At 55.3% G+C, this 23,314-nt stretch carries 27 protein-coding genes; 6 read left to right on the top strand and 21 right to left on the bottom strand.

What is annotated here, in order from left to right:
* Window positions 1-18: 18 nt before the first annotated feature.
* The 6 genes from acpP to ACTVJH_RS04090 form a co-directional block, all read right to left on the bottom strand.
* Complete coding sequence (gene acpP, locus ACTVJH_RS04115; RefSeq protein ID WP_455987748.1) at window positions 19-249, bottom strand: acyl carrier protein; 231 nt, start codon at window positions 247-249, stop codon at window positions 19-21.
* Window positions 250-333: 84 nt separating this feature from the next.
* Entirely contained in the window at window positions 334-1,077 is a 744-nt protein-coding gene (gene fabG / locus ACTVJH_RS04110) for a 3-oxoacyl-[acyl-carrier-protein] reductase (RefSeq protein WP_455987746.1), read from the bottom strand.
* 25 nt (window positions 1,078-1,102) lie between these two features.
* The gene (locus tag ACTVJH_RS04105; protein ID WP_455987744.1) at window positions 1,103-2,095 is read right to left on the bottom strand and encodes a beta-ketoacyl-ACP synthase III; all 993 of its coding nucleotides are present in this window, start codon (window positions 2,093-2,095) and stop codon (window positions 1,103-1,105) included.
* A 52-nt stretch (window positions 2,096-2,147) separates the two neighbouring features.
* The gene (plsX, locus tag ACTVJH_RS04100; RefSeq protein WP_455987742.1) at window positions 2,148-3,194 is read right to left on the bottom strand and encodes a phosphate acyltransferase PlsX; all 1,047 of its coding nucleotides are present in this window, start codon (window positions 3,192-3,194) and stop codon (window positions 2,148-2,150) included.
* A complete protein-coding gene (gene rpmF, locus ACTVJH_RS04095) occupies window positions 3,187-3,369 on the bottom strand; it encodes a 50S ribosomal protein L32 (RefSeq protein ID WP_455987740.1) in 183 nt (60 codons plus the stop codon). The genes plsX and rpmF overlap by 8 nt, the downstream gene beginning before the upstream one ends.
* A gap of 42 nt (window positions 3,370-3,411) precedes the next feature.
* Complete coding sequence (locus ACTVJH_RS04090) at window positions 3,412-3,936, bottom strand: YceD family protein (RefSeq protein ID WP_455987738.1); 525 nt, start codon at window positions 3,934-3,936, stop codon at window positions 3,412-3,414.
* Between the two features lie 188 nt (window positions 3,937-4,124).
* Between ACTVJH_RS04090 and rpmB the strand changes: the two genes are divergently transcribed.
* Complete coding sequence (rpmB, locus tag ACTVJH_RS04085; protein ID WP_455987736.1) at window positions 4,125-4,325, top strand: 50S ribosomal protein L28; 201 nt, start codon at window positions 4,125-4,127, stop codon at window positions 4,323-4,325.
* A gap of 82 nt (window positions 4,326-4,407) precedes the next feature.
* On the opposite strand, the gene ACTVJH_RS04080 is transcribed toward rpmB, so the two are convergent.
* The 11 genes from ACTVJH_RS04080 to ACTVJH_RS04030 form a co-directional block, all read right to left on the bottom strand.
* On the bottom strand, window positions 4,408-5,583 hold the full coding sequence (locus ACTVJH_RS04080; RefSeq protein WP_455987734.1) for a THUMP domain-containing class I SAM-dependent RNA methyltransferase: 1,176 nt from the start codon (window positions 5,581-5,583) through the stop codon (window positions 4,408-4,410).
* 151 nt (window positions 5,584-5,734) lie between these two features.
* The gene (gene gltX / locus ACTVJH_RS04075; protein ID WP_455987732.1) at window positions 5,735-7,138 is read right to left on the bottom strand and encodes a glutamate--tRNA ligase; all 1,404 of its coding nucleotides are present in this window, start codon (window positions 7,136-7,138) and stop codon (window positions 5,735-5,737) included.
* 235 nt (window positions 7,139-7,373) lie between these two features.
* Window positions 7,374-7,601 (bottom strand): NifU family protein, encoded by a 228-nt coding sequence (locus ACTVJH_RS04070; RefSeq protein WP_455987730.1) that lies wholly within the window; start codon window positions 7,599-7,601, stop codon window positions 7,374-7,376.
* A 58-nt stretch (window positions 7,602-7,659) separates the two neighbouring features.
* Window positions 7,660-8,010 (bottom strand): ferredoxin-thioredoxin reductase catalytic domain-containing protein, encoded by a 351-nt coding sequence (locus ACTVJH_RS04065; protein WP_455987728.1) that lies wholly within the window; start codon window positions 8,008-8,010, stop codon window positions 7,660-7,662.
* A complete protein-coding gene (locus ACTVJH_RS04060; RefSeq protein ID WP_455987726.1) occupies window positions 8,007-8,258 on the bottom strand; it encodes a glutaredoxin family protein in 252 nt (83 codons plus the stop codon). The genes ACTVJH_RS04065 and ACTVJH_RS04060 overlap by 4 nt, the downstream gene beginning before the upstream one ends.
* Entirely contained in the window at window positions 8,248-9,024 is a 777-nt protein-coding gene (locus ACTVJH_RS04055) for a glycosyltransferase family 2 protein (protein WP_455987724.1), read from the bottom strand. The genes ACTVJH_RS04060 and ACTVJH_RS04055 overlap by 11 nt, the downstream gene beginning before the upstream one ends.
* Before the next feature lie 43 nt (window positions 9,025-9,067).
* Entirely contained in the window at window positions 9,068-10,213 is a 1,146-nt protein-coding gene (locus tag ACTVJH_RS04050) for a DegT/DnrJ/EryC1/StrS family aminotransferase (RefSeq protein WP_455987722.1), read from the bottom strand.
* Entirely contained in the window at window positions 10,191-10,631 is a 441-nt protein-coding gene (locus ACTVJH_RS04045; protein WP_455987720.1) for a sugar 3,4-ketoisomerase, read from the bottom strand. Before ACTVJH_RS04045 ends, ACTVJH_RS04050 begins: the two co-directional genes overlap by 23 nt.
* Complete coding sequence (locus tag ACTVJH_RS04040) at window positions 10,628-11,053, bottom strand: sugar 3,4-ketoisomerase (RefSeq protein ID WP_455987718.1); 426 nt, start codon at window positions 11,051-11,053, stop codon at window positions 10,628-10,630. The genes ACTVJH_RS04045 and ACTVJH_RS04040 overlap by 4 nt, the downstream gene beginning before the upstream one ends.
* A gap of 219 nt (window positions 11,054-11,272) precedes the next feature.
* Complete coding sequence (gene tmk / locus ACTVJH_RS04035) at window positions 11,273-11,902, bottom strand: dTMP kinase (protein ID WP_455987716.1); 630 nt, start codon at window positions 11,900-11,902, stop codon at window positions 11,273-11,275.
* Entirely contained in the window at window positions 11,878-12,900 is a 1,023-nt protein-coding gene (locus tag ACTVJH_RS04030) for a 3'-5' exoribonuclease YhaM family protein (protein ID WP_455987714.1), read from the bottom strand. Before ACTVJH_RS04030 ends, tmk begins: the two co-directional genes overlap by 25 nt.
* Window positions 12,901-13,159: 259 nt before the next feature.
* Here ACTVJH_RS04030 and surE point away from each other — a divergent pair, with 259 nt between their 5' ends.
* From surE to ACTVJH_RS04005, 5 genes are all read left to right on the top strand, one after another.
* A complete protein-coding gene (gene surE / locus ACTVJH_RS04025) occupies window positions 13,160-13,930 on the top strand; it encodes a 5'/3'-nucleotidase SurE (RefSeq protein ID WP_455987712.1) in 771 nt (256 codons plus the stop codon).
* A 39-nt stretch (window positions 13,931-13,969) separates the two neighbouring features.
* Entirely contained in the window at window positions 13,970-14,899 is a 930-nt protein-coding gene (gene fba / locus ACTVJH_RS04020; RefSeq protein WP_455987710.1) for a class II fructose-1,6-bisphosphate aldolase, read from the top strand.
* 470 nt (window positions 14,900-15,369) lie between these two features.
* Window positions 15,370-16,338, top strand: a complete 969-nt coding sequence (locus ACTVJH_RS04015) for an ABC transporter ATP-binding protein (RefSeq protein ID WP_455987708.1) — start codon at window positions 15,370-15,372, stop codon at window positions 16,336-16,338.
* A gap of 229 nt (window positions 16,339-16,567) precedes the next feature.
* The gene (locus tag ACTVJH_RS04010; RefSeq protein ID WP_455987706.1) at window positions 16,568-17,551 is read left to right on the top strand and encodes an ABC transporter ATP-binding protein; all 984 of its coding nucleotides are present in this window, start codon (window positions 16,568-16,570) and stop codon (window positions 17,549-17,551) included.
* A 183-nt stretch (window positions 17,552-17,734) separates the two neighbouring features.
* Window positions 17,735-19,729 (top strand): U32 family peptidase, encoded by a 1,995-nt coding sequence (locus ACTVJH_RS04005; RefSeq protein WP_455987704.1) that lies wholly within the window; start codon window positions 17,735-17,737, stop codon window positions 19,727-19,729.
* 111 nt (window positions 19,730-19,840) lie between these two features.
* Here the strand turns inward: ACTVJH_RS04005 and ACTVJH_RS04000 are convergent, their stop codons facing one another.
* The 4 genes from ACTVJH_RS04000 to ACTVJH_RS03985 form a co-directional block, all read right to left on the bottom strand.
* Complete coding sequence (locus tag ACTVJH_RS04000; protein WP_455987702.1) at window positions 19,841-20,866, bottom strand: Fic family protein; 1,026 nt, start codon at window positions 20,864-20,866, stop codon at window positions 19,841-19,843.
* 197 nt (window positions 20,867-21,063) lie between these two features.
* Window positions 21,064-21,879: an autotransporter outer membrane beta-barrel domain-containing protein gene (locus ACTVJH_RS03995; protein ID WP_455987907.1), complete on the bottom strand. Its 816-nt coding sequence runs from the start codon at window positions 21,877-21,879 to the stop codon at window positions 21,064-21,066.
* Window positions 21,843-22,520: a hypothetical protein gene (locus ACTVJH_RS03990; protein ID WP_455987700.1), complete on the bottom strand. Its 678-nt coding sequence runs from the start codon at window positions 22,518-22,520 to the stop codon at window positions 21,843-21,845. The genes ACTVJH_RS03995 and ACTVJH_RS03990 overlap by 37 nt, the downstream gene beginning before the upstream one ends.
* A gap of 42 nt (window positions 22,521-22,562) precedes the next feature.
* Complete coding sequence (locus ACTVJH_RS03985) at window positions 22,563-23,300, bottom strand: hypothetical protein (RefSeq protein ID WP_455987698.1); 738 nt, start codon at window positions 23,298-23,300, stop codon at window positions 22,563-22,565.
* Window positions 23,301-23,314 lie beyond the last annotated feature (14 nt).

The following is a 23,314-nucleotide window of genomic DNA, read 5'->3' as shown; positions in this document are numbered from 1 at the left end:
ACACCCCTTGGGCACTGCTTACATATGTGCTTCGATATATTTGACGGCGTCCTGAACAGTAGCAATGCTCTGGGCGTCTTCATCTTCGATTTCGATATCGAACTCTTCTTCCATGGCCATGATCAGTTCAGTCAGGTCCAGGGAATCGGCTCCGAGATCTTCGACAAAAGAAGAGGTTGTTTTGATTTCTTCACGGCTGACGCCGAGCTGTTCGATGACGATTTCTTTGACTTTGGATTCTACGGACATATTTTCCTCCACGTACGATACAATGCTTGATGGTTTTGGGGACGGCAAGAACGTGCAGATCTTCCTGCCGGACAGTGAATCAAATTAGTACATCCCACCGTTGACACCGAGAATCTGCCCGTTGATATAACCCGCCTTGGGAGAGGCGAAAAAGGCAACGGCTTCGGCAATATCTTCGGGGGTGCCCAGGGTTCCGGCCGGGATGTTGGACAGAAATTTTTCTTTGACCTCATCGGGCAGGACCGAGGTCATATCGGTCTCGATGAATCCCGGCGCAACGGCATTGACCGTTATGGAGCGCCCGGCCAATTCCTGGGCGGCCGTTTTTGTCAGACCGATAACCCCCGCCTTGGAGGCTGCATAGTTGGCCTGACCTGCATTGCCGCGCTGGCCTACGACAGAGGTGATATTGATGATTCTGCCATAACGCTGCTTCATCATGATCACTGCAGCCTGTTGCAGGCACACAAAGCATCCTCCGAGGTTCACGTCAAGCACTTGTTGCCATTGTTCGGGCTTCATGCGCATGATCAGGCCGTCCTTGGTGATGCCGGCATTGTTCACGAGCACGTCCAGGCTGACTTTTTTCTTGATCTCGTTCTTGAAAAATTCTCTGACCTGATCCCAGTCGCTCACGTCGATTTTGAAGCACGATGCCTTGCCGCCTTGGGCATGGATCGTCTTGCAGACCTCTTCGGCCTGTTCGGGTTTGCTCACATAGGTCAGAAAGATCTGATATCCGTCGTGTGCCAGCCGCAGGGCTATTGCCTTGCCGATACCACGGGAACCTCCGGTGACAAGAGCCGTGCTGGTAAGTTTCTCGGTCATGGTGTTCACCTCGAAGTTGCTGATTCTAGAACCGGATCAGGGCCGAAGCCCAAGTGAATCCCCCGCCAAAGGAGGTCAGAAGGACGGTGTCGCCGGCAGATATCCGGCCCTGTTCTTTGGCCTCGGCCAGAGCGATAGGCACGGATGCGGCCGATGTGTTGCCGTAACGGTCCACATTGACAAAGATGTTGTCCATGGAGACATCGAGTTTTTTTCCAAGGGCCTGGATAATGCGGATGTTGGCCTGATGAGGGATGACCAGATCGATGTCGTGGGTGGTCAACTGATTCTTGTCCAGGATTTCGTTACATACAGTGGCCATGGACCGGACCGCGTGTTTGAAGACATCTCTGCCTTCCATCTGAACAAAAAAGTCGGGGCCGATACGTTCATCCCGGACCGGCGGACATGCCGATCCCCCGCCCTTGACCGTCAGCAGTTCACCAAGAGAGCCGTCGGCACGAAGGAGAATGTCCTGGATGCATCCGGGTGTTGTTTCGTTCTCGGAGCTTCCGATTATGGCTGCTCCGGCACCGTCGCCGAAAAGAACGCAGGTGGAACGGTCCGTGAAATCCGTACGCGACGAGATCACTTCGCTGGCCGCGACCAGAACACGGGCCTGGGGGTAGAGAGCCACGATGGCCCGGGCCTGTTCCAATCCAAAGAGAAATCCCGAGCAGGCGGCGAACATGTCAAAGGCCGGAATGCCGGGGATGCCCAGTTTGTGCTGCAGGATGCACGCCGTACTTGGCACGTAATAATCGGGAGTGAAGGTCGGGACGATGATATGCGTGATCTCGGAGGCCGCCATCCCCGCATGATCCAGGGCTTTTTTGGCAGCTTCAAGGGCCAGTACCGAGGCTCCGGTATTTGGCGCGGCGATATGACGGGTCTTGATGCCTGTTCTGGACGTTATCCACTCGTCACTGGTTTCAATGGTTCGTTCGAGATCCTGATTGGTGAGTATGTGTTCGGGAACATGAAAACCGAGTCCCATAAGGGTGGCATATCGAGTCATGGATAAAATACCTGTTGGGAAAATATTGGGGGTACGCGAAAGAGCATGGAGGTCAGGCCTTGGGATGTTTGCCGAACAGGGCAAGTTCCTTGTTGGCCTTAAGTCCCCTGACCAGGTCTTCGTCGGCCTTGCTGGTTACGAATTCCACGGCTTTTTCTATGGCGATGCGTATGGCCCGGACGTTGGAAGCGCCATGGCAGACAACGGCGGTGCCGTTGAGTCCCAGAAGATGGGCCCCGCCATACTCGGCATAGTCGAGACGTTTGGCCAGTCGTTTGAAGGCCGGCAGGGCCAGCAGGCAGCCAAGTCGAAAGAGGAAGCTGTTTTTTATCTCGGCCTTGAGGATATTGGAGATAGATTTGGCGACCCCCTCGCTGACCTTGAGGACAGCGTTGCCAACGAATCCATCGCACACGATCACATCGAAGTTGCCGGCAAAAAGATCCCGTCCCTCGGCGTTACCCACAAAATTCATGGAGGAGAGCTTGAAGAGCTTGTAGGCTTCCTTTGCCAGGAGATTCCCTTTGCCTTCTTCCTCGCCAATGCTCAAAAGCCCGATTTTGGGATTGGAAATACCCAGCAGATCCTTGGCCAGAACCTCGGCCATGACTCCAAACTGGACCAGATGATAGGGCTTGCAGTCGACATTGCCGCCTACATCCAGAAAAACCAGCGGGGACTTTTCCGTGGGAAGAATCGTGGCCAGAGCGGGTCGTTCAACCCCTTTGATCCGTCCCAGAACAAACATGCCGCACGCCAGGGTAGCTCCGGAATTGCCCGCACTGATCATGCCATGCGCCCGGCCTTCCTTGACCATCTGGCAGGCCACATGGACGGATGAATCTTTTTTTTTGCGCAGGACATCGGAGGGTTTGTCCGTCATCCCGACGACCTGCGAGGCGTTGACGACCTCGATGGAAAGCTCACCCGTCTTGTACTTGGCAAGTTCCTGGCGGATCTCCTCTTCCCGACCGACCAAAAGAAGGGAGATCCCCTTTGCCTGAGCCGCCTCGATCGCGCCCTTGACCACGACTTCGGGACCGAAATCGCCGCCCATGGCATCGACCGCTATGCTCACTCCGGAAGGATGACTAGGCATTCGTTTCCTTGGTTACATAGGTCCGACCACGGTATTTGCCACAACCAGGACAGATGGTGTGCGGCATGGTCGCTTCACCACACTCGCAGTAGATAAAATTGGGGACATCCACGTGATCGTGGGAGCGGCGCATATTCCGTTTGGACTTGGAGGTTTTTTTCTTGGGTAATGGCATGGTTCCACCTCGTAAGAAGTAATATGGTAATGATGGAGAAAATCAGTTTTTGGAAACTTTCAGATTCCTGAGCACGCTGAGCCGAGGATCACCAGAGACCTCGTGACACTGGCAGGCTTCCTTATTCAGGTTCTGGCCGCAATGGGAACAGATACCCTTGCATGACGAAGAACACAATGGCTTGTCAGGCAGGGCAATGAGGAATTGTTCCCAGACCAGGCCGATGATGTCGAACTCCATGATTCCACCCTGCTCCCGGACCAGACTGCTCCTTGAAGCGGTGTCCTCTGCCGTCAGCGGTTCGAAAAAATCAAAGGTTTCATCAAGAACGACCTGGGCATCGTCCAGGCAACGGCTGCATTCAGTAATAATGGTTCCGCGCACGGAGCCCTGAACAAAGATTCCGTCGTTGGCCGGAATGACCGTAAAATCCACCTGAACAGGTTCTTTGGATCGGTACTTCAGGTCGAATCCGGCAAAGAGTTCGTTCCAAACGTCCTGATCATGAAAAGAAAATTCCCGGCCGTTTGCCGGGACATCATGAAGAGCTATCCATTGTGTTTGCATACTTGCCTCGAAGGAGAAGTTTCTATAGTGAGATCAATTTCAATGTCAAGGATTTTGGGCTTGCTATTTTTTTAAGCTCCGGATAAGAGATCGTCTTCCTTGAAGCCTGCTCGGGATGTGTTTGTGTCCAAAGCGTCCTGATATTTTGATGAGCATAGAAAATTTCAGATTTATTCCAGGAGGATATAATGTCTAAAGAATGCGCAATCTGCGGGAAAAAGCCCCAGGTCGGAAACAATGTCAGCCATGCACATAACAAGAGCAAGCGTCGTTTTATGCCCAATCTGCAAAGAGTTCGGGTTCAGCTGTCTTCCGGCGGCGTGAAGAAGATGTCCGTTTGCACCCAATGCATCCGTTCCGGAGCGGTGACCAAGCCGGTTGCCAAATAGCTTTTTTCAAATGAGACAAAAAAGGGCGATCACCTTGGTGGTCGCCCTTTTTTGTGTCCAACTCAGGACGGTTGTTCCCATTTTATACTCTGCTTTTGTCCTTTTTGGACCTGGCGTAGATTGCAATTTTGATCAATCTTCCGTCAAGGCCCCCGCTCCTGATGGCCTTTTTGAAGCTGGTGCGTAACCCAATGGATTTGATAAGCTCGCGATTGCCGCAATAGATAAAGGCCGTGGAATCCAGACAGCGTTGTTTGAGAAAATCGCCAATATCCTTGTAGAATTTCTGGAGTTCCTCTTCCTTACCCAGTCGGATGCCATAGGGCGGGTTGGTAATGATGGTCGTCCGGGAAAGATCCGACAGGGAGCGTAGGTCCTTGGTGGTCAGGCGTACCTTTGTATCCGCCCCCAGAACCGCCAGGTTGGCCCGGGTTGCCTCTATGGCCCGTGTGTCACGGTCGTTACCGCAGATGAGATCGGCAGGAAGCTCGATGATCTGTGCGTCGGCCGTGTCTTTGACCGCCTTCCAGATATCCGCGGCAAATTCCGGCATATGTTCGAACCCGAAGTGTTCGCGCAGATATCCCGCAGGCATTTGTCTGGCGTGCATGACCGCTTCGCACAGCAAGGTGCCTGATCCGCACATGGGATCGCACAAGGGGGTTGTCCCTGACCAGCCGGACATGCGTACAATGGCCGCAGCCACGGTCTCCTGCATGGGTGCGTCAACCGTCTTGACCCGGTAACCCCGTCTGTGCAGGGAACCTCCGGAAAGTTCCAGGCTGATGGTGGCCTGGTTCTCCCGAATATGCAGGTGGAACCAGACGTCCGGGGTTTTGGCATCGATATCGGGTCGTTTGCCGGTCGTGTCCCGGAAATAATCCACAATGGCATCCTTGAGGCACAAAGACGCGTAGTGGGAATTCTTGATGGCCGATCCGGAGACATGGCTGAACACGGCAAAGGTCTGATCCACGCCCATGAAATCGGACCAGTCCATGGCCCTGGCCCGCTTGTACAGGTATTTGGTGGCATGGCAGTCGAACGAACAAAGCGGCGCGATGACCCGGGTGATCAGACGTGATTGGTAGACGATCCGGTAGAGCGCCGGGGTATCGGCATGAAAGAAAAGTCCCCGAAAGGTCTGCCCGATATCCGTAGCCCCGAGTCCGGCAAGCTCTTCAGCCCCCAGGGGTTCAAGCCCGTCGGCGATCTGGGCGAAATAGCGGTTGGATTTCTGGTAGTCGTAGTTTGGCAATGGGTGGATTTTAGGTTGTAAGGGTTTAGGGAAGGGCACAGTGCACAGTGCGCAGTGCACAGAAAAAACTAAAAATCCGAAAGGTTAATTGAGGCGATGCAGGGGCGGACCTCTGTGTCCGCCCGTTGAACATTCGTTCGTCGCCTATGGGTTACTCCTCTGGCAGTTCTATGGCCCGCTTCATTCTGGCCAGGGTCTGGTTCTTGCCCAGGACCTCCATGGTCTCGAAGAGCCCGGGGCTGACGGTTCTGCCGGTCAGGGCGACCCGGATGGGCTGGGCGACCGCCTTGAATTTGATCTCATTTTCTTCGAGATAGGCGGCGGCAACCTCTTCCAGAGATTGCTGATCAAAGGATGGCAGGTCCGCGAACCGGGTTGTCAGGTTGGCCAGATGCTCCCGGTGTTCGGGCTTGAGGAATTTTTTGACCGCCTTGGGATCATACTCGATGGCCTCGCTGTCTATGATGAAGAAAAGGGCCTGGTCGGCCATTTCCTGCATGGTCTTGGCCCGGGGCTGGTACAGGGGGATGATGGTTTTGAGATAGTTCGAGTCCAGACCGCTGTGGCCCATCCTGTCGAAATGCCAGGCCAGAATGGTGGCAAGTCGTTCGGGATCGGCTTTTTTGATGTAATGAGCGTTCAGCCAGTTCAGCTTGTCCATGTCGAACACGGACGCGGATTTGCCCAGGTGATCCGTGGAGAAATGTTCGATGAGTTCCTCGCGGGAGAAGATTTCCTGATCTCCGTGGGACCAGCCCAGCCGAGCCAGATAATTGATCATGGCCTCGGGCAGATATCCCATCTCCTTGTAGACCATGACCGAGGTGGCCCCATGGCGTTTGGAAAGTTTTTTCTTGTCCGGGCCGAGAATCATGGGCACATGGCCGAACTGGGGCACTGTAAATCCCAGGGCCTTGTACAAAAGGACCTGTTTGGGGGTGTTGCTCTCGTGATCGTCCCCACGGATGATGTGGGTCACCTTCATGAGGGCGTCGTCCACGACCACGGACATATGGTAGATGGGGCTTCCATCGGCCCGGCGGATGATGAAGTCGTCCAGTTCCTGGTTGTCCACGGCAACGGAACCCTTGATCAGATCGTGGTAAATGGTCTTACCCGTCAAGGGTGCCTTGAACCGAACCACCCGTCCCGGTCCGGGGCCAAGACCGCGTTCCCGGCAGGATCCGTCATACTTGGGTTTTCTTCCTTCCTCGCGGGCCTTCTCGCGCATGGCATCGACCTCTTCGGGGGTACACTGGCAATAATAGGCGTGTCCGGTTTCCAGAAGCTGATCCACATAGTTGTTATAGATGTCCGTGCGTTCGCTCTGAAAATACGGTCCTTCATCCCAGTCCATGCCCAGCCAGGTCATGCCTTCGAGAATGGCGTCGGTCATCTCCTGGGTGGACCGGGCCCGGTCCGTGTCTTCGATACGCAGCACAAAGGTGCCCTTGTGCTGCCGGGCGAGCAGCCAGTTGAACAGGGCGGTTCGTGCACCGCCGATATGCAGGAAGCCCGTGGGGCTCGGGGGAAAACGGGTGACAAGGGGGTGCATGGTTTAACTCTCCGGAAACGATACTAATGCGGCCAAGCCGCAGTTTTAAGTTTTAGGTTTTAAGTTTTAAGTTCAAGCGGTTACGGAATTTTCTTGTTTTTTATTACAGAATATTCTGAGTAAGGTACTAATGATATAAGATGCAGGATGAATAATGCACAGCGTCAAAAAACTGCGTTCCAATGCGGGGCACGGGAACGCAGCGGATGATAGGGAATCGTTCGAGACTCAACGGTCAGGCCGGTTCGACCGCCTTGATCTCGGGGATCTCCTTGAGCATGAATTTTTCGATCCCCTGCTTGAGGGTCATCTGGGACATGGGGCATCCCTTGCAGGCCCCCTGGAGACGGACCTTGACCACACCCTCTTCGGTCAATTCCACAAATTCCACATCACCGCCGTCGGCCTGCAGGGCGGGGCGAACCTGATCCAATACCTGCTGCACTCTCTCTTTGAGTTCCATGATTTTTCTCCTTGAATGGGTACGGCACGTCCTTAAAGGGGGGACGGGGGGGTGTCAATCAACTGGTGATTCCCAGGGCCGCGAGGGTTTTGGCCGGGTTTCTGCGTTCGGGAACCGTTTCGTGGGGGATGGTTTCATCGTTCCAGGCCTTGGAGACGTAGAGTCCGCAGAAACAGGCCCCGTATTCCTCGACATCCTTTTCGCGGTAGGTGCACGGGCAGAGGATATCCCTGTCCGTGTCGTAGTCGCCCGAGGCGAGCCGGCAGGGGCAGGCCATATAGCCGTATCGCTCCTTGTTTACCAGCAGGCTTTCAAGCAGGTCCATGACCATTTCCTTGTCCTTGTTGAAAAAATACCCCTTGGATTCCTGGAATTTCCTGAGCTGTTCATAGAGCTGTTCCGCGTTCATGATTCGAGCGCCTCCTTGATTGCATCCTTTTTGTATCCCACGATGACCTTGTCCCCTATGCTCAGGGTGGGGAAGGAGAGACTCGGATTGAGCTTTTTGACCTCTTCGATGGCCTTTGTGCGTTCCTCGCCCTCCAGTTTGTCCACGTAACAGCATTCATAGTCGACCTTGCTTTCGTCCAGGAATTGTTTGGTATTCTTGCAATGGATGCACGTGGACAGGGCGTAGAGCTTGATATCACTGTTCATGATCCGACTCCTGAAGTGGTTGCGGTTTGGGTTCGTCGATGCGCACATATTTGTGAAGCGCATAGAAGAAGGCGTGCACGGCCAGGAGAAATCCGGCCCTGCCATCCAGAAAGCCTAGTTTGAGCACGTATTGCCTGAGAAATTTTCCCATTCCATGGCTCAATCCTTTAAACAGGGAGCCGGAGACACCCCTCGCGGCCAGCTCGTCTGCCGCTGTCTGGGTGTAGGCGTTGATCTTGCTTAAGTGCTCGGCAAGATCCCTGTACGGATAGTGGATGATGTCTCCGGACAGTTTTTCGGTTTTTCCCTGAGGGTGGATTTCCTCGTGGGGAAGGGTTCCCCTGATCTCCACGGCCTCGGGTCGGAACATCCTGAGCAGGTAGTCCGGATACCAGCCGCTGTGCATGATGAACCGGTCGTAGTAAAAGGACCTTCTGGGCAGGTAAAAACCACTGGTCGTCCCGGGGTGTTCAAGGGCCTTTTGCACACTGGTTCGCAATTTCGCCGAGAGATATTCGTCCTGATCCAGGGTGATTATCCAGGGGGTTGTGATCCTGGTGAAACCGAACTTGAGCTGGGCGATCATACCCTCGAAGGGGTGATAGACTACCTCGGCCCCTGCGTCCCTGGCAATGGTCACGGTCTGGTCGGTACTTCCCGAGTCAATGACCAGAATATGATCACAAAAATCCAGCGAGGCAAGGGTTTTTCCCAAAAGACGTTCACCATTGAAGGTGCAGATGAGGCCGGTTATTTTTTCGGACATAAATTTTTTTCAGGATGCATGGGATTGGTGGAGGTAACGATGCTTACGATTTTTCAAATTCGTTGACGCAGGCAATGACCTGTTCGATTTCCTCCGGGCTCAGTGTCGGCCCCATGGGCAGGCTCAGGATTTCGCGGTGGATGGCCTCGGTGATCGGCAGGGATCTGGTCGCCCATGCTGCATAGGCCTTTTGCTTATGCGGGGGAATAGGATAATGGATCAGGGTCTGGATGCCGTTTTGTTCCAGATGGGACTTCAAGGCGTCCCGCCTGGGCGTTCTGACGGTGAAGAGATGAAAGACATGGGAATCGTCCACCTTGGTGACCGGCAGGGTAATCCCGGGGTGGTTCATCCCGGCAACATAGGCCCGGGCCACGGCTCGGCGTTTTTTCGTGTCCTCGTCCAGGTGGGCGAGTCTGACTCGAAGCAGGGCCGCCTGCATCTCGTCCAGCCGTGAATTCACCCCGGTCGTTTCGTTGACATATTTTGTGTGCGATCCGTAATTGGACAGGGCGCGGACCATGGCTGCCAGGTCCGGATCATTCGTGGTCACGGCCCCTGCATCACCCAGGGCCCCGAGATTTTTGCCCGGATAAAAGCTGAATCCGGCTGCGTCACCGAAACTTCCGGCCCGCTGTCCGTTCAGGATCGCTCCGTGGGCCTGGGCTGCATCTTCGATCACCTTGAGGCCGTGTGCCTGTGCGATGGGGGTGATGGCATCCATGGGGGCCAGACGGCCGTAGAGATGCACCGGCATGACCGCCCTGACCCGGTCGAGGGGAAAGATTTCCGAAGTGCCCGGGATGCGGCCTGATCGGAGAAATTCCTCAACCGCACGGGGATCGAGATTGCAGGTCGCCGGGTCCGGTTCCACAAGAATGGGGACAAGACGGTTTTCCGTGATCGCCAGGATGGTGGCGATATATGTATTGGCAGGGACAATGACCCCGTCGCCTTCATTGAGGACACCCATCTCCTTGTAGGCCCGGAGAATGAGAATCAGGGCATCCAACCCGTTTCCTACACCGATGGCCTGGGAAACCCCGCAGAAGGCGGCGAATTCCTCTTCAAAGGCCCGCACCTCGCGGCCCTGGATGTACCAGCCCGAGTCAATGACCCGCGTGGCCGCGGCCACGAGTTCGTCACGATAGACACGGTTGACAGCTTCAAGGTCGAGAAAGGGAATCATGGTGGCCCGTCTGTTTGCGTTTGACAAAGGTTTCATAATTGCGAACGTATTCATACTCGTCATAGGGCAGTGAGGCCAGGACCAGACAGATGGCCCCGGAGGAAAAATTGATCAACTCCCGCCAGATCATTCGGGGTACATACAGCCCGTAGTAGGCACGCTCCAGCCTGAGGGTCTTTGTTCGGGCCCCGTCATCGAGAACCACGTCAAAGGCCCCCATGACGCAGACAATGAGCTGCTGCAACTCCTTGTGTGCGTGACCTCCTCGGTTCATGCCCCCGGGAACATCGTAGAGATAATAGGTTCTGGCAATGTCAAAGGGAATGTGGACCTGATTGTAGACAGGGGTGAGGGACCCACGGGTGTCGTAGAAACGGTCCAGCTTGATCAGTTCGCAATCGTCGATGCTCGTATTCATTGTCCGGTCCTGTTGAGCGTCTTGAATTTCTCGAAATCGCGCACATAGTCTCTTTGATCATAGGGATGGGAGGCTAGGACAAGGGCGACCGCATTGGTGGAAAAGTTCTGCATCCTGCGCCAGATCATGTTCGGGATATATAATCCGTAATAGGCCCGGTTCAGACTGACTGTCTTCTGGGTCGAGCCGTCGTGCACGAAGACATCGAAGCTGCCGGACAGGGCGATGATGCACTCATGCTGATTCTTGTAGGCATGGCCCCCGCGTTTTCCCCCGCCAGGGACGTCATAGATCCAATAGGCCCGGCTGATGGAGAAGGGAATATGGCGTTCCTGCTCCACAAAGGTCAGGTTGCCTCGTGGGTCGGTGATCTTGGGGAAGGTGAGGACGCTGACGTCGTGAATGGTACGGATTGTATGCATCGATTGTGTTAAGAATTTAATAAAGTTCGTAACTATTCAGAAGTAGCTCAAAAGACGCAGGTCTTCTTTGATCGTCATCCCGGACTTGATCCGGGATCTTGTTCTACTGGGCAGCTGCTTATCCGACATACAATGCCCGAGGCCCTGGAGATCCCGGCCTGCGCCGGGATGACGTGCTTACGACATCCGTTTCAACCCTGCTGAATAGATACTAAAGTTCTACAATTTAGAATCAATCACCTTGCGAATCGCAGCAAAGGTGTCTTCCACACTCCCCGCTGCATCGATAACCACGAACCGTTTTCGGTTCAGGGCCGCCCAGGTGAGGTAGCCTTCGCGGATGCGGGTGTGGAAGGCCAGGCTCTCGGCCTCGAAACGGCCTTCGGTGGTGTGTTTGTTATCCTGGAAATTGCGGGTCAGGGCCCGTTTGAGACCGATTTCCGGATCGAGGTCCAGAAGCAGGGTCAGGTCGGGCCAGGTGGCGTCCACGGCCACTTCATTTAATTGATGAAGCAGCTTGGGATCAAGTCCCCTCCCATATCCCTGATAGACTACAGTGGAATCCGCAAACCGGTCGCAGAGAACAACCTCGCCCCGGTCAAGGGCCGGACGGATTACCGAGGCGACATGCTGGGACCGGTCGGCCAGATAAAGGAACAATTCCGTCAGTCCGGTGATGTCGTCATTTTTCGGGTCAAGAAGGATCTGGCGCAGGGTCGTGCCCAGATTCGAACCACCCGGCTCCAGGGTCTGGGTAACCTTCAACCCTTTGGAGTGCAGGTAGTCCTCGATCATTTTGCTCTGGGTCGATTTGCCGCAGCCCTCTATACCTTCAAGGGTAATGAACATTGGTCTTCCTTTTTATGCGGACCCTTGCGGGTCTGTTTTTCTGGTTGCGGGGTTCTGACAGGGGTATACAGATCCCGTTGCAAGGATCGTTGAAATCCCGACCAGGCCTGGGGTTCGGTCTGGCCCAGGGCCTTGTCCATGGTGTTTATCTTGGCATCCAGATTGTCGGCCATGTGCAGAACCATGGCCTCGTGGGTCATGGGAAGTTTGGGGGAGCCGTAGTCGTACTGGCCGTGATGGCTCAAAATGAGATGCTTGAAATGGAGAATCAGCCCCTCGTCAAGACCTGATTTCATCAAAAACGGGGTGAGCACCTCCAGACCGAGGTGGATATGTCCGAGCAACTTGCCGGGTGAGGTATATTCCCGGGAGATGCCGTGACTGATCTCATAGGCCTTGCCCAGATCGTGGAAGGTAGCCGCCACGAGCAGGATATCCCGGTCAAGGGAGGGATAGAGATCGCTCATGGCCCTGCATGCCTTGAGCACCCCGAGGGTATGTTCCAGGAGCCCACCCACGTAGGCGTGGTGGATGGATTTCCCCCCGGGCGCGGTCAGCAGGGCTTCACGGATGTCCTGGGTTCTGAGAATTTTTCTATACAGTTTTTTCCAGCCCGGGAAGACGACTTCCTGATGCAGGATGGTCTCGATCTCTTCAAGAAGATCTTCGGGGGGGCTGTCCGAGCTGGGCAGGAAGCAGGTTCGGTCGATGCCGGTCGGATCGAGGATTTGGAGCGCATCGATGTTCGCCTGGAGCTGGTCCTTGAAGGTGCTGATCCGGCCCTGGGCGCGGACGAATTGTTCGGGTGCCAGCCCTTCGTAATTCTGGCTGGCCGGGAACCATATCTTGGCTTCCAGGGTTCCGGTCCTGTCCTGCAGGGTCAGCTGCCAGTAGGGTCCGTTTTTGGCCTGGTTCATCCGCGCTGCGGCCAGGGCGAAGATGTCGTCAAAGGCCATCTGGTCCGCGAGTTCATTGATATAGGTTTGCTTTTCCATCATCGATATTGCAAAGGCAGAGGGGTTTGGGTATGTGCCCGGCGTACGTGCGCTTGAACAGGACACGGATTTGTCCGTATACGGGTTCAAGCCTGGCAAGTCCAGCGCAGGGAGACGGGAGGCCGGAGTACGCAGTACGCAGAGAAAGACAAAAAAGTGACAGCTTTTATGTCGGGACGTTCCGCTTGATCCCGGGCTGCGTTGAGATGACTATACTGGGCCAAATCCGGCTCCCGGTGTGACAATTTTTTCAGGATTCGACATGCATATTCTTTTGACCAACGATGACGGTATCAGGGCCATTGGACTGCGGGCTCTGTATGCGGAAATGATTCGGGCGGGACACCGGGTTTCCGTGGTCGCCCCCATGACTGAACAGAGCGCTGTGGGACATTCGGTGACCTTTTTTTCTCCCCTGCGGGTCAAGGAGGTCGTGGAACCGGCATTCACGGGGCTGGGGGTCTTCGGTACCCCGGTTGACTGCGTCAAGCTGGCCCTGACCACCCTGCTGGATACCCCGCCGGATCTGATTCTTTCCGGAATCAACAACGGGGCCAACGTGGGCGTGGACGTGCTCTATTCAGGCACGGTTTCCGCAGCCACCGAGGGTGCTCTGGGGGGATTTCCTGCCCTAGCCGTGTCCATAGACGATTTCAATCCCCGGGATCTCTCGAAGCAGGCCGGATTTGTCCGGGAATTCATCGCCGGGACGCAGTGGGATCAGGTTCCCAAAAAATGCGTCCTAAACCTGAATTTTCCCTCCACGGATCTGGCCGATTCCCTGGGACTCCGGGTCTGTTCCCAGACCGTGGCCGTGTACCGCGACGGCTATGACGCGCGCAACGACCCCAGGGGACGTCCCTACTACTGGCTCACGGGAGAGATCCCGCCTGATCAGGTCGCGCCGGGAACGGACAGGGATCTGCTTACCCAAGGATATGTCACGTTGACCCCCTTGAGTTTTGATTTTACCAATTGGGATTTTCTGGGAACGCTTACAACCATGATGCAACCTACCAATGGCGGACACTAATCGCCAATCACCCACGATTCGAGCAGCAAGGAGGACTACATGCCCCTGACATCACCCAAGGAAATGTTTGACCGTGCCTACAAGGAAGGATTCGCTGTGGGAGCCTTCAACGTCAACAATATGGAAATCATCCAGGGCATCATGGAGGCCTGTGACGAGGAGAAGTCTCCCCTCATTCTCCAGGTTTCCGCCGGGGCCAAAAAATACGCCGGGCTGGTGTACATCCGCAAGCTGGTCGAGGCGGCCGTTGAAGACAGGGATCTGCCCGTGGTCCTGCATCTGGATCATGGCGCCAATTTCGAGATCTGCAAGGAGGTCATTGACGGCGGTTTTTCTTCGGTCATGATCGACGGCTCCCATCTGCCCTTTGAGGAGAACATCGCCGAGACCAAAAAGGTGGTCGAGTACGCCCATGACAAAGGGGTCTGGGTCGAGGCCGAATTGGGCCGCCTGGCCGGGATGGAGGAGCATGTCTATTCGGAAAAATCCATCTACACCGATCCGGATGAAGCTGAGGAATTCGTGGAGCGGACCGGGTGCGATTCCCTGGCCATTGCCATCGGCACCAGCCATGGGGCCTACAAATTCAAGATGGATGCCGAGCCTGAGCTCGATTTCGAACGACTGGACACCATCGCCTCGAAGATGCCCGGGTATCCCATTGTTCTGCATGGCGCCTCTTCGGTTCCCCAGGAATTCGTCAAGGAGTGCAACGCCTATGGCGGCCAGGTCGAAGGAGCCAAGGGCGTGCCCGAGGAATTGTTGCGCAAGGCGGCCTCCAAGGCCGTGTGCAAGATCAATATCGACACGGATATCCGGCTGGGCATGACCGCGGCCATCCGCAAGGCCCTCATGGAGAATCCCGCCAACTTCGACCCCAGAAAATATCTTGGACCCGCCCGCCAGGCGGTCAAGGACATGGTTGTCCACAAGATCAAGAGCGTGCTCGGCTCTTCAAATAAAATCTAGGGGCTCGTCCACAGCAAGGAAGGATCCACCTTATTGTGGCCCCAGAAGCTGACGCCTGCAGGAAAGAGATTTCCTGCAGGCGTTTTTTCGTCTTTACATCCTGGCAAAGATTGCTTTGCTGATTTTTCATACAGGGCTGATGTGTCTTCAAGGCTGGCTTACCCCGCTTTGGTCGGTTTGACTGTCTGACCGAGCCAGGCATCGTTCATCAAACCGTTGCCTGGCATCTTGCTGGAACTTCCAACCTGTATTGAGCAACGGTTTGATGGTACGAGGCCCGCGAGGAAGTTTCAAGCCGACCAAAGCGGGGTGAGCCAGCCTCGATATTCCAGATGGTTGAATGAGAACACATGTGTCTTGCTGACTTTCCAATCGTCTGGTTGCATGTCGTATGGAAAATCACTATTCTAGACAACTATGCTGTGTTTTTCAATCTCTTCCACCCCTTTTGATGGCCTTCTCGAGGATCGATGTCTCCTCTTCTTCAAATCAACGCATTGAGCACGCACATCTTCTCTTCCCGGGGAACAGCCAGACCCGTTGATCGGGTTTCCCTGAGCCTTGATAGTGGAAAGACCCTTGGGATCGTTGGAGAATCCGGATGCGGAAAATCCATGCTCGCCCTGTCGATCATGGGGATCGTGCCCTATCCGCCGGCCAAGGTGGTCGAGGGGGAGATTCTTTTCAAAGGCAGAGACCTGCTGAAATTGTCGGAAAGGGCCATGCAGAAGATCCGTGGACGGGAGATGGCCATGATTTTTCAGGAGCCCATGACCTCGCTCAATCCTGTCTTTCGGGTCGGCGATCAGATAGCCGAAACCGTGCGCCATCACTTCGGCCTGGACAAGAAACAGGGAATTTCCAAGGCCGTCTCCCTGCTCGAGCAGGTGGGGATTCCCTCACCTGACAAGCGGATCAGGGATTTTCCCCATCAGATGAGTGGAGGGATGCGCCAGCGGGTCATGATAGCCATGGCCCTGGCCTGCAATCCGTCCCTCATCCTGGCTGATGAGCCGACAACCGCCCTGGACGTGACCATCCAGGCCCAGATTCTGAAACTTCTTCGATCCCTGCGATCGGAACATGGAAGTGCCGTCATCCTGATCACCCACGATCTGGGGGTGGTTGCCGAGAATTGCGATCATGTAGCCATCATGTATGCCGGAGCCATGATGGAGGTATGCAGGGTTTCCGAGCTGTTTGCCGACCCGCTCCACCCCTACACCAAAGGACTCATGGCCTGCGTACCCCGGATCGATGACCCCAATGGAAGGGAATTGGCGACCATCCCCGGTGTTGTCCCCGGTCTTCTGGACCTGCCTTCCGGGTGTCCCTTTTCCAACCGGTGTGACCGGGCCTTTGATCGTTGTTTTGCCGAGCGGCCCGAACGTTTTTTCCCCAAAGACGGGCATATGGCTCGGTGTTGGTTGTATGGATGAGAGGGAGAAAGTGCGCAGTACGCAGGGCGCAGGGCGCAGAAAATGCGGGGGATGAGAGATTTACATTTGAGAAAGTAGGTTTTTCGTATTGCCGGGAAAGGGTGCGTTGTACCTGATTGCAGGCCGGGTGTGATCCATATTTTTGATTTTTGGTTGTGGGAATCTTTGTTTTTCACGACCCGAAAAAAAGGGCTCTTTTTTAAATGATTATAGATAAATGCAAGATGATATGTCAGTGAGTGCAACGCCTTTTCTGGAACTCAGGGAACTGACACGGGATTTCGAGGTCAAGACCGGCGGTAAACTGGGAAAGACAGCAGTGCTTCGAGCCGTGGACCATGTTTCCTTGCAGGTGGATCGCGGCCGGACCCTGGGGTTGGTGGGTGAATCGGGGTGCGGAAAATCCACCCTGGGCCAGATGGTTGTCGGGCTTCTTCCTCCCACCCACGGTGAGGTCCGCTTTCAGGGGAAACCTTTGTGGGCAGTAAAGGGGTTTGATCAACCGGATATTCGGCGCAAGATTCAGATGATTTTTCAGGACCCTTCTTCGTCCTTGAATCCCAGGATGCGTGTCAGGAAGATCATTGGCGAGGGGCTCGATATCCACAGCATGGGCACCCGGGAGAAACGCGCCAAACGGGTGGCGGAGCTCATGGACATGACCGGCATCCTTTTTGAGCATGGAGACCGGTATGCCCATGAGTTCAGCGGGGGACAGCGACAGCGGATTTCCATAGCCCGGGCCCTGAGTCTTGATCCCGAGCTGATCGTGTGTGACGAACCGGTTTCCGCCCTGGACGTATCCATCCAGGCCCAGATTTTGAATCTGCTCGTAGCCTTGCAAAAAGATCTCGGGCTGACGTATATTTTTATCTCCCATGATCTGGCCGTTGTCAGGAAGGTCAGCCATCGGATCGCGGTCATGTACCTGGGACGGATCGTGGAGATAGCCGACAGGGACGATCTGTATGAAAATCCCTGTCATCCCTACACCAGGGCGCTGCTTGCGGCCGTACCCCGCCCTGATCCGGACAGAATCGTGCCGGACATCGCTTTGACCGGTGAACTTCCCAGCCCTCTTGACCCGCCGACAGGGTGTGTGTTTCATACCCGTTGTCCCATGGCCATGGAGAGGTGTTCCCGGGAGATCCCCGAGGAAATCGAGGTTTCGCCGGGGCACGGGGTGAAGTGTTTTCTGTTCGAGACAGCCTGATCCAGGGACAATGTATGTTGAGCTCGTGCATGCGGTATCCCCTGCGAATGGTGAGTGTCCTTGGAGGAGAGGTGTACGCGTCTCTGTGCACGAGACGAATCAATCCCAACCAATTTTGTTCCCTCGCACGGAACATCCGTTTAACCCATTCCAATACACCGCAAATGACGGTGACGAGATACCATGACCAACCAAGAACGACCCATTGAGATTCTGGCCCCGGCCGGCGGCCGGGAAAGCTTTCTGGCCGCTGTGGCTGCCGGAGCCGATGCCGTGTATTGCGGGCTGAAAAATTTTTCCGCACGCATGGAGGCGGATAACTTTTCCCTGGGGGAACTGGCCGGGCTGACCGAATTGGCCCATGCCAAGGGTGTCCGGGTGCATATCGCCCTGAATACCATGCTCAAGAACAATGAATTGGACCGGACCGGAAGGATGATCGACCGGCTGCAGCGGTTTGTTCACCCCGACGCGCTGATCATCCAGGACCCGGGTCTGCCGGCCCTGGCCCGACAGGCCGGATATACGGGCGAACTCCATCTTTCCACCCTGGCCAATTGCAGCTTTCCCTCGGCTCTGGCCCTGGTGCAGTCGAAAGTACATATCGATCGAGTGGTTGTGCCCAGGGAACTGACCATCGATGAACTCAAGAAGATGGCTGCGGCCTGTCCTCCGGGTCTGGATCTTGAGATTTTTGTGCACGGGGCATTATGCTACGCGGTTTCCGGACGATGCTATTGGTCCAGCTTCCTGGGTGGGCGCAGTGGACTTCGGGGACGATGTGTACAGCCGTGCCGCAGGATCTACGAACAGGATGGAAGCAGGGACCGGTTTTTTTCCTGCCAGGATCTGGGGTTGGATGTTCTTGTGCGTCCCGTGGCGGGTATCCCCCAGGTACGTTCCTGGAAGATCGAGGGGCGCAAAAAAGGGCCCCATTATGTGTTCTATACGGTCAAGGCCTATCGGTTGCTCAGGGATCACGGCAATGATCCGGCCAGCCGGAAGATGGCCCAGGAGCTTCTGGACATGGCCCTGTCCCGCCCGACTTCGCACTATTATTTTCTGCCCCAGCGCAAGGTGGTGCCCCTTGTCCAGGGAGAAGACACCGGGTCCGGACTGTTTATGGGAACGGTCCAGGGGGGTGGACGAAGGACATGGTTTTCACCCCGGACCAAGCTTCTGGGGGGCGATCTTTTGCGTATCGGGTATGAAGATCAGCCCTGGCACACCACCCTGCGTATCCGGCGTGCCCTGCCCAAAAAAGGACGGTTGGATATTCCCGCAGGTGAAAACAGGTCCGCGCCCAAGGGCACACCGGTGTTTCTGGTCGACAGGCGGGAACCCGAGCTCTCCAAACTGATCAACGAACTGAATCAGGAACTGCAGACGATCACCCACAAGGAGTCTGAATCCTCGGATTTCAAGGTCAAGCTTCCCAGGGCCTGGAGTCCGGCCAAAACCCAGGGGAAGGGACGAAGGGCCCAGGAAATTCGTGTGTTCCGCCACCTCCCCAAGGTGGAGCGCAAAGGACCTCCCATGGGCACATGGGTCACTCCCGGGCAGGTGGACAAGATCCCCCGTTCCCTGGTGACCAGGACCTGGTGGTGGCTTCCTCCGGTCATCTGGCCTGACAATGACGGCATATGGAGAAAGACCGTAAACACCCTGGTCAATCGGGGGGCACAGACGATCGTCATAGGAGCCCCCTGGCAGATGGGACTGTTTGAAAAAGCTCCGGCTTGTCAGGTCTGGGCGGGACCATTCTGCAATGTGGCCAATCCACTGGCCATCCAGACCCTCAAGGATCTGGGTGCCTCGGGAGTTATTGTCAGTCCCGAGCTTTCCGGACCTGATTTTCTCGCCCTGCCCGAGCGTTCCCCGCTGCCTTTGGGCGTGGTCATAAACGGCATCTGGCCCCTGTGTGTCTCCCGGATCAAGGCTGAACATCTCAAACCTGCCGAACCCTTTTCAAGCCCCAAGGGCGAAACTGCATGGACCCTCAGATATGATGACCTTTTCTGGACCTTTCCCAATTGGTTCCTGGATATCCGGGAAAAGAAACAGGAACTGGCCAATGCCGGGTACCAGCTTTTTGTCCATCTGCGCGAGCGGGTCCCCAAGACCGTGGAGGTCAAGGACCGGCCCGGACTCTGGAACTGGGATTTGAAATTGTTGTAGGCCTGCATCGGTTCAGAATTTTTACACCATAATCAGCCACAAACAAAACCCTGTTGGAATTATATTCCAACAGGGTTTTGTTTGTGGCTGCATACAGAGCAATGGCATGCGTCAGTCTGAATGTTGATTCGCGAATTTATATCTTCTGCCCTTGCCCGTCAGTCGGTATTTTTGTTTCGGACTTTTGGGTGAGTCTGGGTCTGTCATTTCCACGAGATGGGCTTCCAAGGCCGGGGTGAGGTAGTTTTGTCTGAAGCTGGGACGGTGGTTCAGGTTCAGGCATTTCATGAGTTCCCTGACAGAGCGAGGGGATGCGCTCATGATGGAGAGGAGGCTTTCTACATGGTCGGTTACATGATCGGTTACATGGTCGGTTTCCTGAATCTCTGAGCATGTATCTTTGAGGGCAGACAGGATGAATTCTACAAACGGCGTGGATTCGCCTGACTGATCGGATTGTCCCAGGGCTTCATAATACTGTTTTTGTCGGTCGTGGACCAATGATTCCAGAGGTAGAAGGGCCAGAATGGGTTTCCAGTGGCCGAGGATAACGGTTTGCCACAACCGTCCCAGCCGACCGTTACCATCGAAAAAGGGATGGATGAATTCCAGTTCATAATGGAAGATGGAACTGGATACCAGGGGATGTACCTTGGTCGAGGCAAGCCATCTAAAAAATCGTTCAATATGATCCGGAACCAGGTGAGCCGGTGGAGGCATGTGGACCATCGTCATTCCGCGTTTGATGATCACGGTACCATTACGAAAAACTCCCGGTTTCTCCATGAGACCATGCATCAAGGTTGTATGTGCAGCAAGCAAATCCTGCATGGAGTATGGGTCCCAGAGATCAATGGATTCATAGGCCCGGACAGCGTTGTGGACTTCCTGGATATCCCGGAACGACCCAAGAACCCGTTTGCCCTCTATAATGGCGGTCACCTGCTCCAGATTGAGTGAGTTTCCCTCGATGGCCAGCGAGCCATGAATGGTTCGGATTTTGTTTTCTTTGCGCAGAACAGGAGAACCGGGAGAGTCCATGGTCAGTGAAAGGCGTCCGAGGATTTCGCCGATGTGTTCCACGAGCTCGAGTATGCGTGGACTGATTGTAAAAGGAGGGGCATACGGTTTTTTCAAGATATTCGTTCCTGAAGCGTTAATGATCGTTGTGTACTGTTTGTAAATAACTCTCGCAGGAATGAATGGCAAATGGAAGTCGATAGTCTTTAAAGTTTCTCGTTCTTCCGAGCACAAAAATTTTTGGTTTTCAACGCACAAAGCCCCGGTGATGAAGTCTCTTTCCGGGGCTTTGTGGATGCATTGTCTGTTTGGATTCAGAACCTTATTCTGAGCTGGGCGCCCAATCGGTGGTCCGTGGATTCATTGGCCTCGGTCAGGGTGCATTCGTAGTCAAAGGCGGCAAGGATGTCCCGGGAGAGGGGGGCCTTGACGGCCAGGCCGAGATTGAGGGCGTCCTTGGGGATGTCGCGCGAGGGGATGTCAAATCCGGGGCCCGCTGCCAGGAACCGGGACGTCAGATCATCCTGCTCGGGCAGGAATTCGTGTGTCCAGGCCAGGCGGATCTCCGGGATGATGACTGCCTGTTTCATGCGGCATCTGCGGGCGATGCTCACCCCCAGAGCGGATTGCAGGGAGTGGGAGTCATGGCTGCTTATATGCAGGTTCATGTCTCCGGCATCGGATTCGTCATATCCTTCTTCGTGGAGAAAGACGTATTCCAGATTCAGGCTGGGCCGGATGGTCCAGTTGCCCGTTTCCATGTCATACCCGGTGGTGGCCAGCAGGGAGTAGTCCTGGCCGGAATGGTCGCTTTCGGCCTCGCGGTTCAGGAAGGCGATGTCCCGGTCGGTATCGAAACGGATGGCACCCATTCCCAGGGCCGTTGCAACGTACCAGCCTTTGGCCTCGGGATTTTCATCCCACAATCCGTACACGTAGCCTCTGAAGGTCTTGATGGTCGAGGAACCCGAACCGTCCTCCTGGTCCAGGGACTGGGTGGTGTAGGAACCGGCCAGCCCGGTGGTCAGGTTGTCCCCGATCCTGTAATCCAGTCCCAGGACCAGGCCGGTCATGGACTCGTTGCATCCGGGGATTACGTCCTGGGATTTTGCCCTGGAGCTTGCGCCCAGAAAGGAGCCCCAGGCATTGAACCGGGTTCCGTTAACCCCTTGTTCGGAGGATTCATACGGAGTGTCGGCCGCATGGATTCGGTCTGCAGATCCTTCCAGTGACGGCGCACATAGCCCATGGACCGGTGGGTGTTCTGAAGAGCTGCGTAGCTGGCAGCCGCGTGCATGCCCGGGGTCATGTCGTTCAGGGCGTTCTGCAAGGGGGCGAGCTGCATGGTGTCGAGACCGTTGAGAATTGTGTTCATGTCTCCGCTGGCCGTGGGCCTGATTGCTTCCAGGGCGCCGCCCACGCCCCGCTGGCCGTCATTGGCTCCAAGAGAGGCATAGCTGTTTCGGGAAAGGGCCAGGGTGCCGCCTGACAAACCGGTTTTGAAAATCGCAGGGGAGAGGATCTGGTCGAATTTCCCGGTAATGGTTGCGGCATTCAAGAAAAGATGATTACCCCCGGTCGTGTAGCCCAGAGGGACCAATTTAAGGGTGCCGCCCTGGATGTCGGCGATATTGGAGATATTCAGCCTGTCGGATGCAACGTTGTCGAATTCGATTTCCAGAACACTGTTCGGTCGTTGGACATAATTCCCCACAATGGCCAGTGTCCCGATGGAATTTCCCGGGGCTACGGTTCCACTGTCATTGATCACATCCCCGGTGAACGTTCCATCCCCGCCCAGAATGCTTTCTTCTCACACAAAGGTATTACCGTTTACTGACCCGTCATTGAGCAGGGTGGATTCCGTGAGATAGACCGCATAGACATCACTGCCCGGTCCTGCTGCCGTGATGGTCCCCGCATTGGTCGCCCTGGAGTCCACCAGATTCAGGGTTCTGACTGTCCCACTTGTGGTAGTGGCCACAATGGTTCCAGTTGCAGTGTTGGTCAGGGTGCCGCCCTTCAGATTCACGCCACAGGCCTGTCCCGTGGTGGTCGTTGCAGTAATGGTTCCTGCATTGGTGACCTGCTCAGTGTCCGAGGTCGAGATGCCTCTGGCATTTGCTGCGGTCGCGTTGATTGTCCCTGTATTGGTGACCCGGTTTCCGTACAGGGAGTCAATGCCCCTGGCCGCATGTTTGGCTTCAATAGTGAGGGTCCCGCTGTTGGAAATTGTTTCTGAACCCCAGCTTGATATCCCTTTTGCACTGCCGGTTGCGCCAACCGCCTTGGCCGTGATCGTATTTTCGTTGCTGATCAAAACCGCTTCATCCGCCTTGATACCGCATGCGCTTCCATCGTCATCGTACGCCTCCGCCCGGATGGTCCCGGTATTGGTTCCTGAACCCGCATAAACAGCCAGTCCGAATGAATCACCCGTGGTTGCGTTGGCTATCAGATTGCCTTGATTGAAGGTTTCTGTGGGACCCTCGGCGAGAATGGCTACGGCATATCCATTACCAATGGCGGTCATGTTTCCGGTATTTTCCACGCGGTCCGCATCCG

It is taken from the genome of Desulfoplanes sp. PS50, from assembly GCF_053851535.1.
This window is presented reverse-complemented; position numbering and strand designations above follow the sequence as displayed.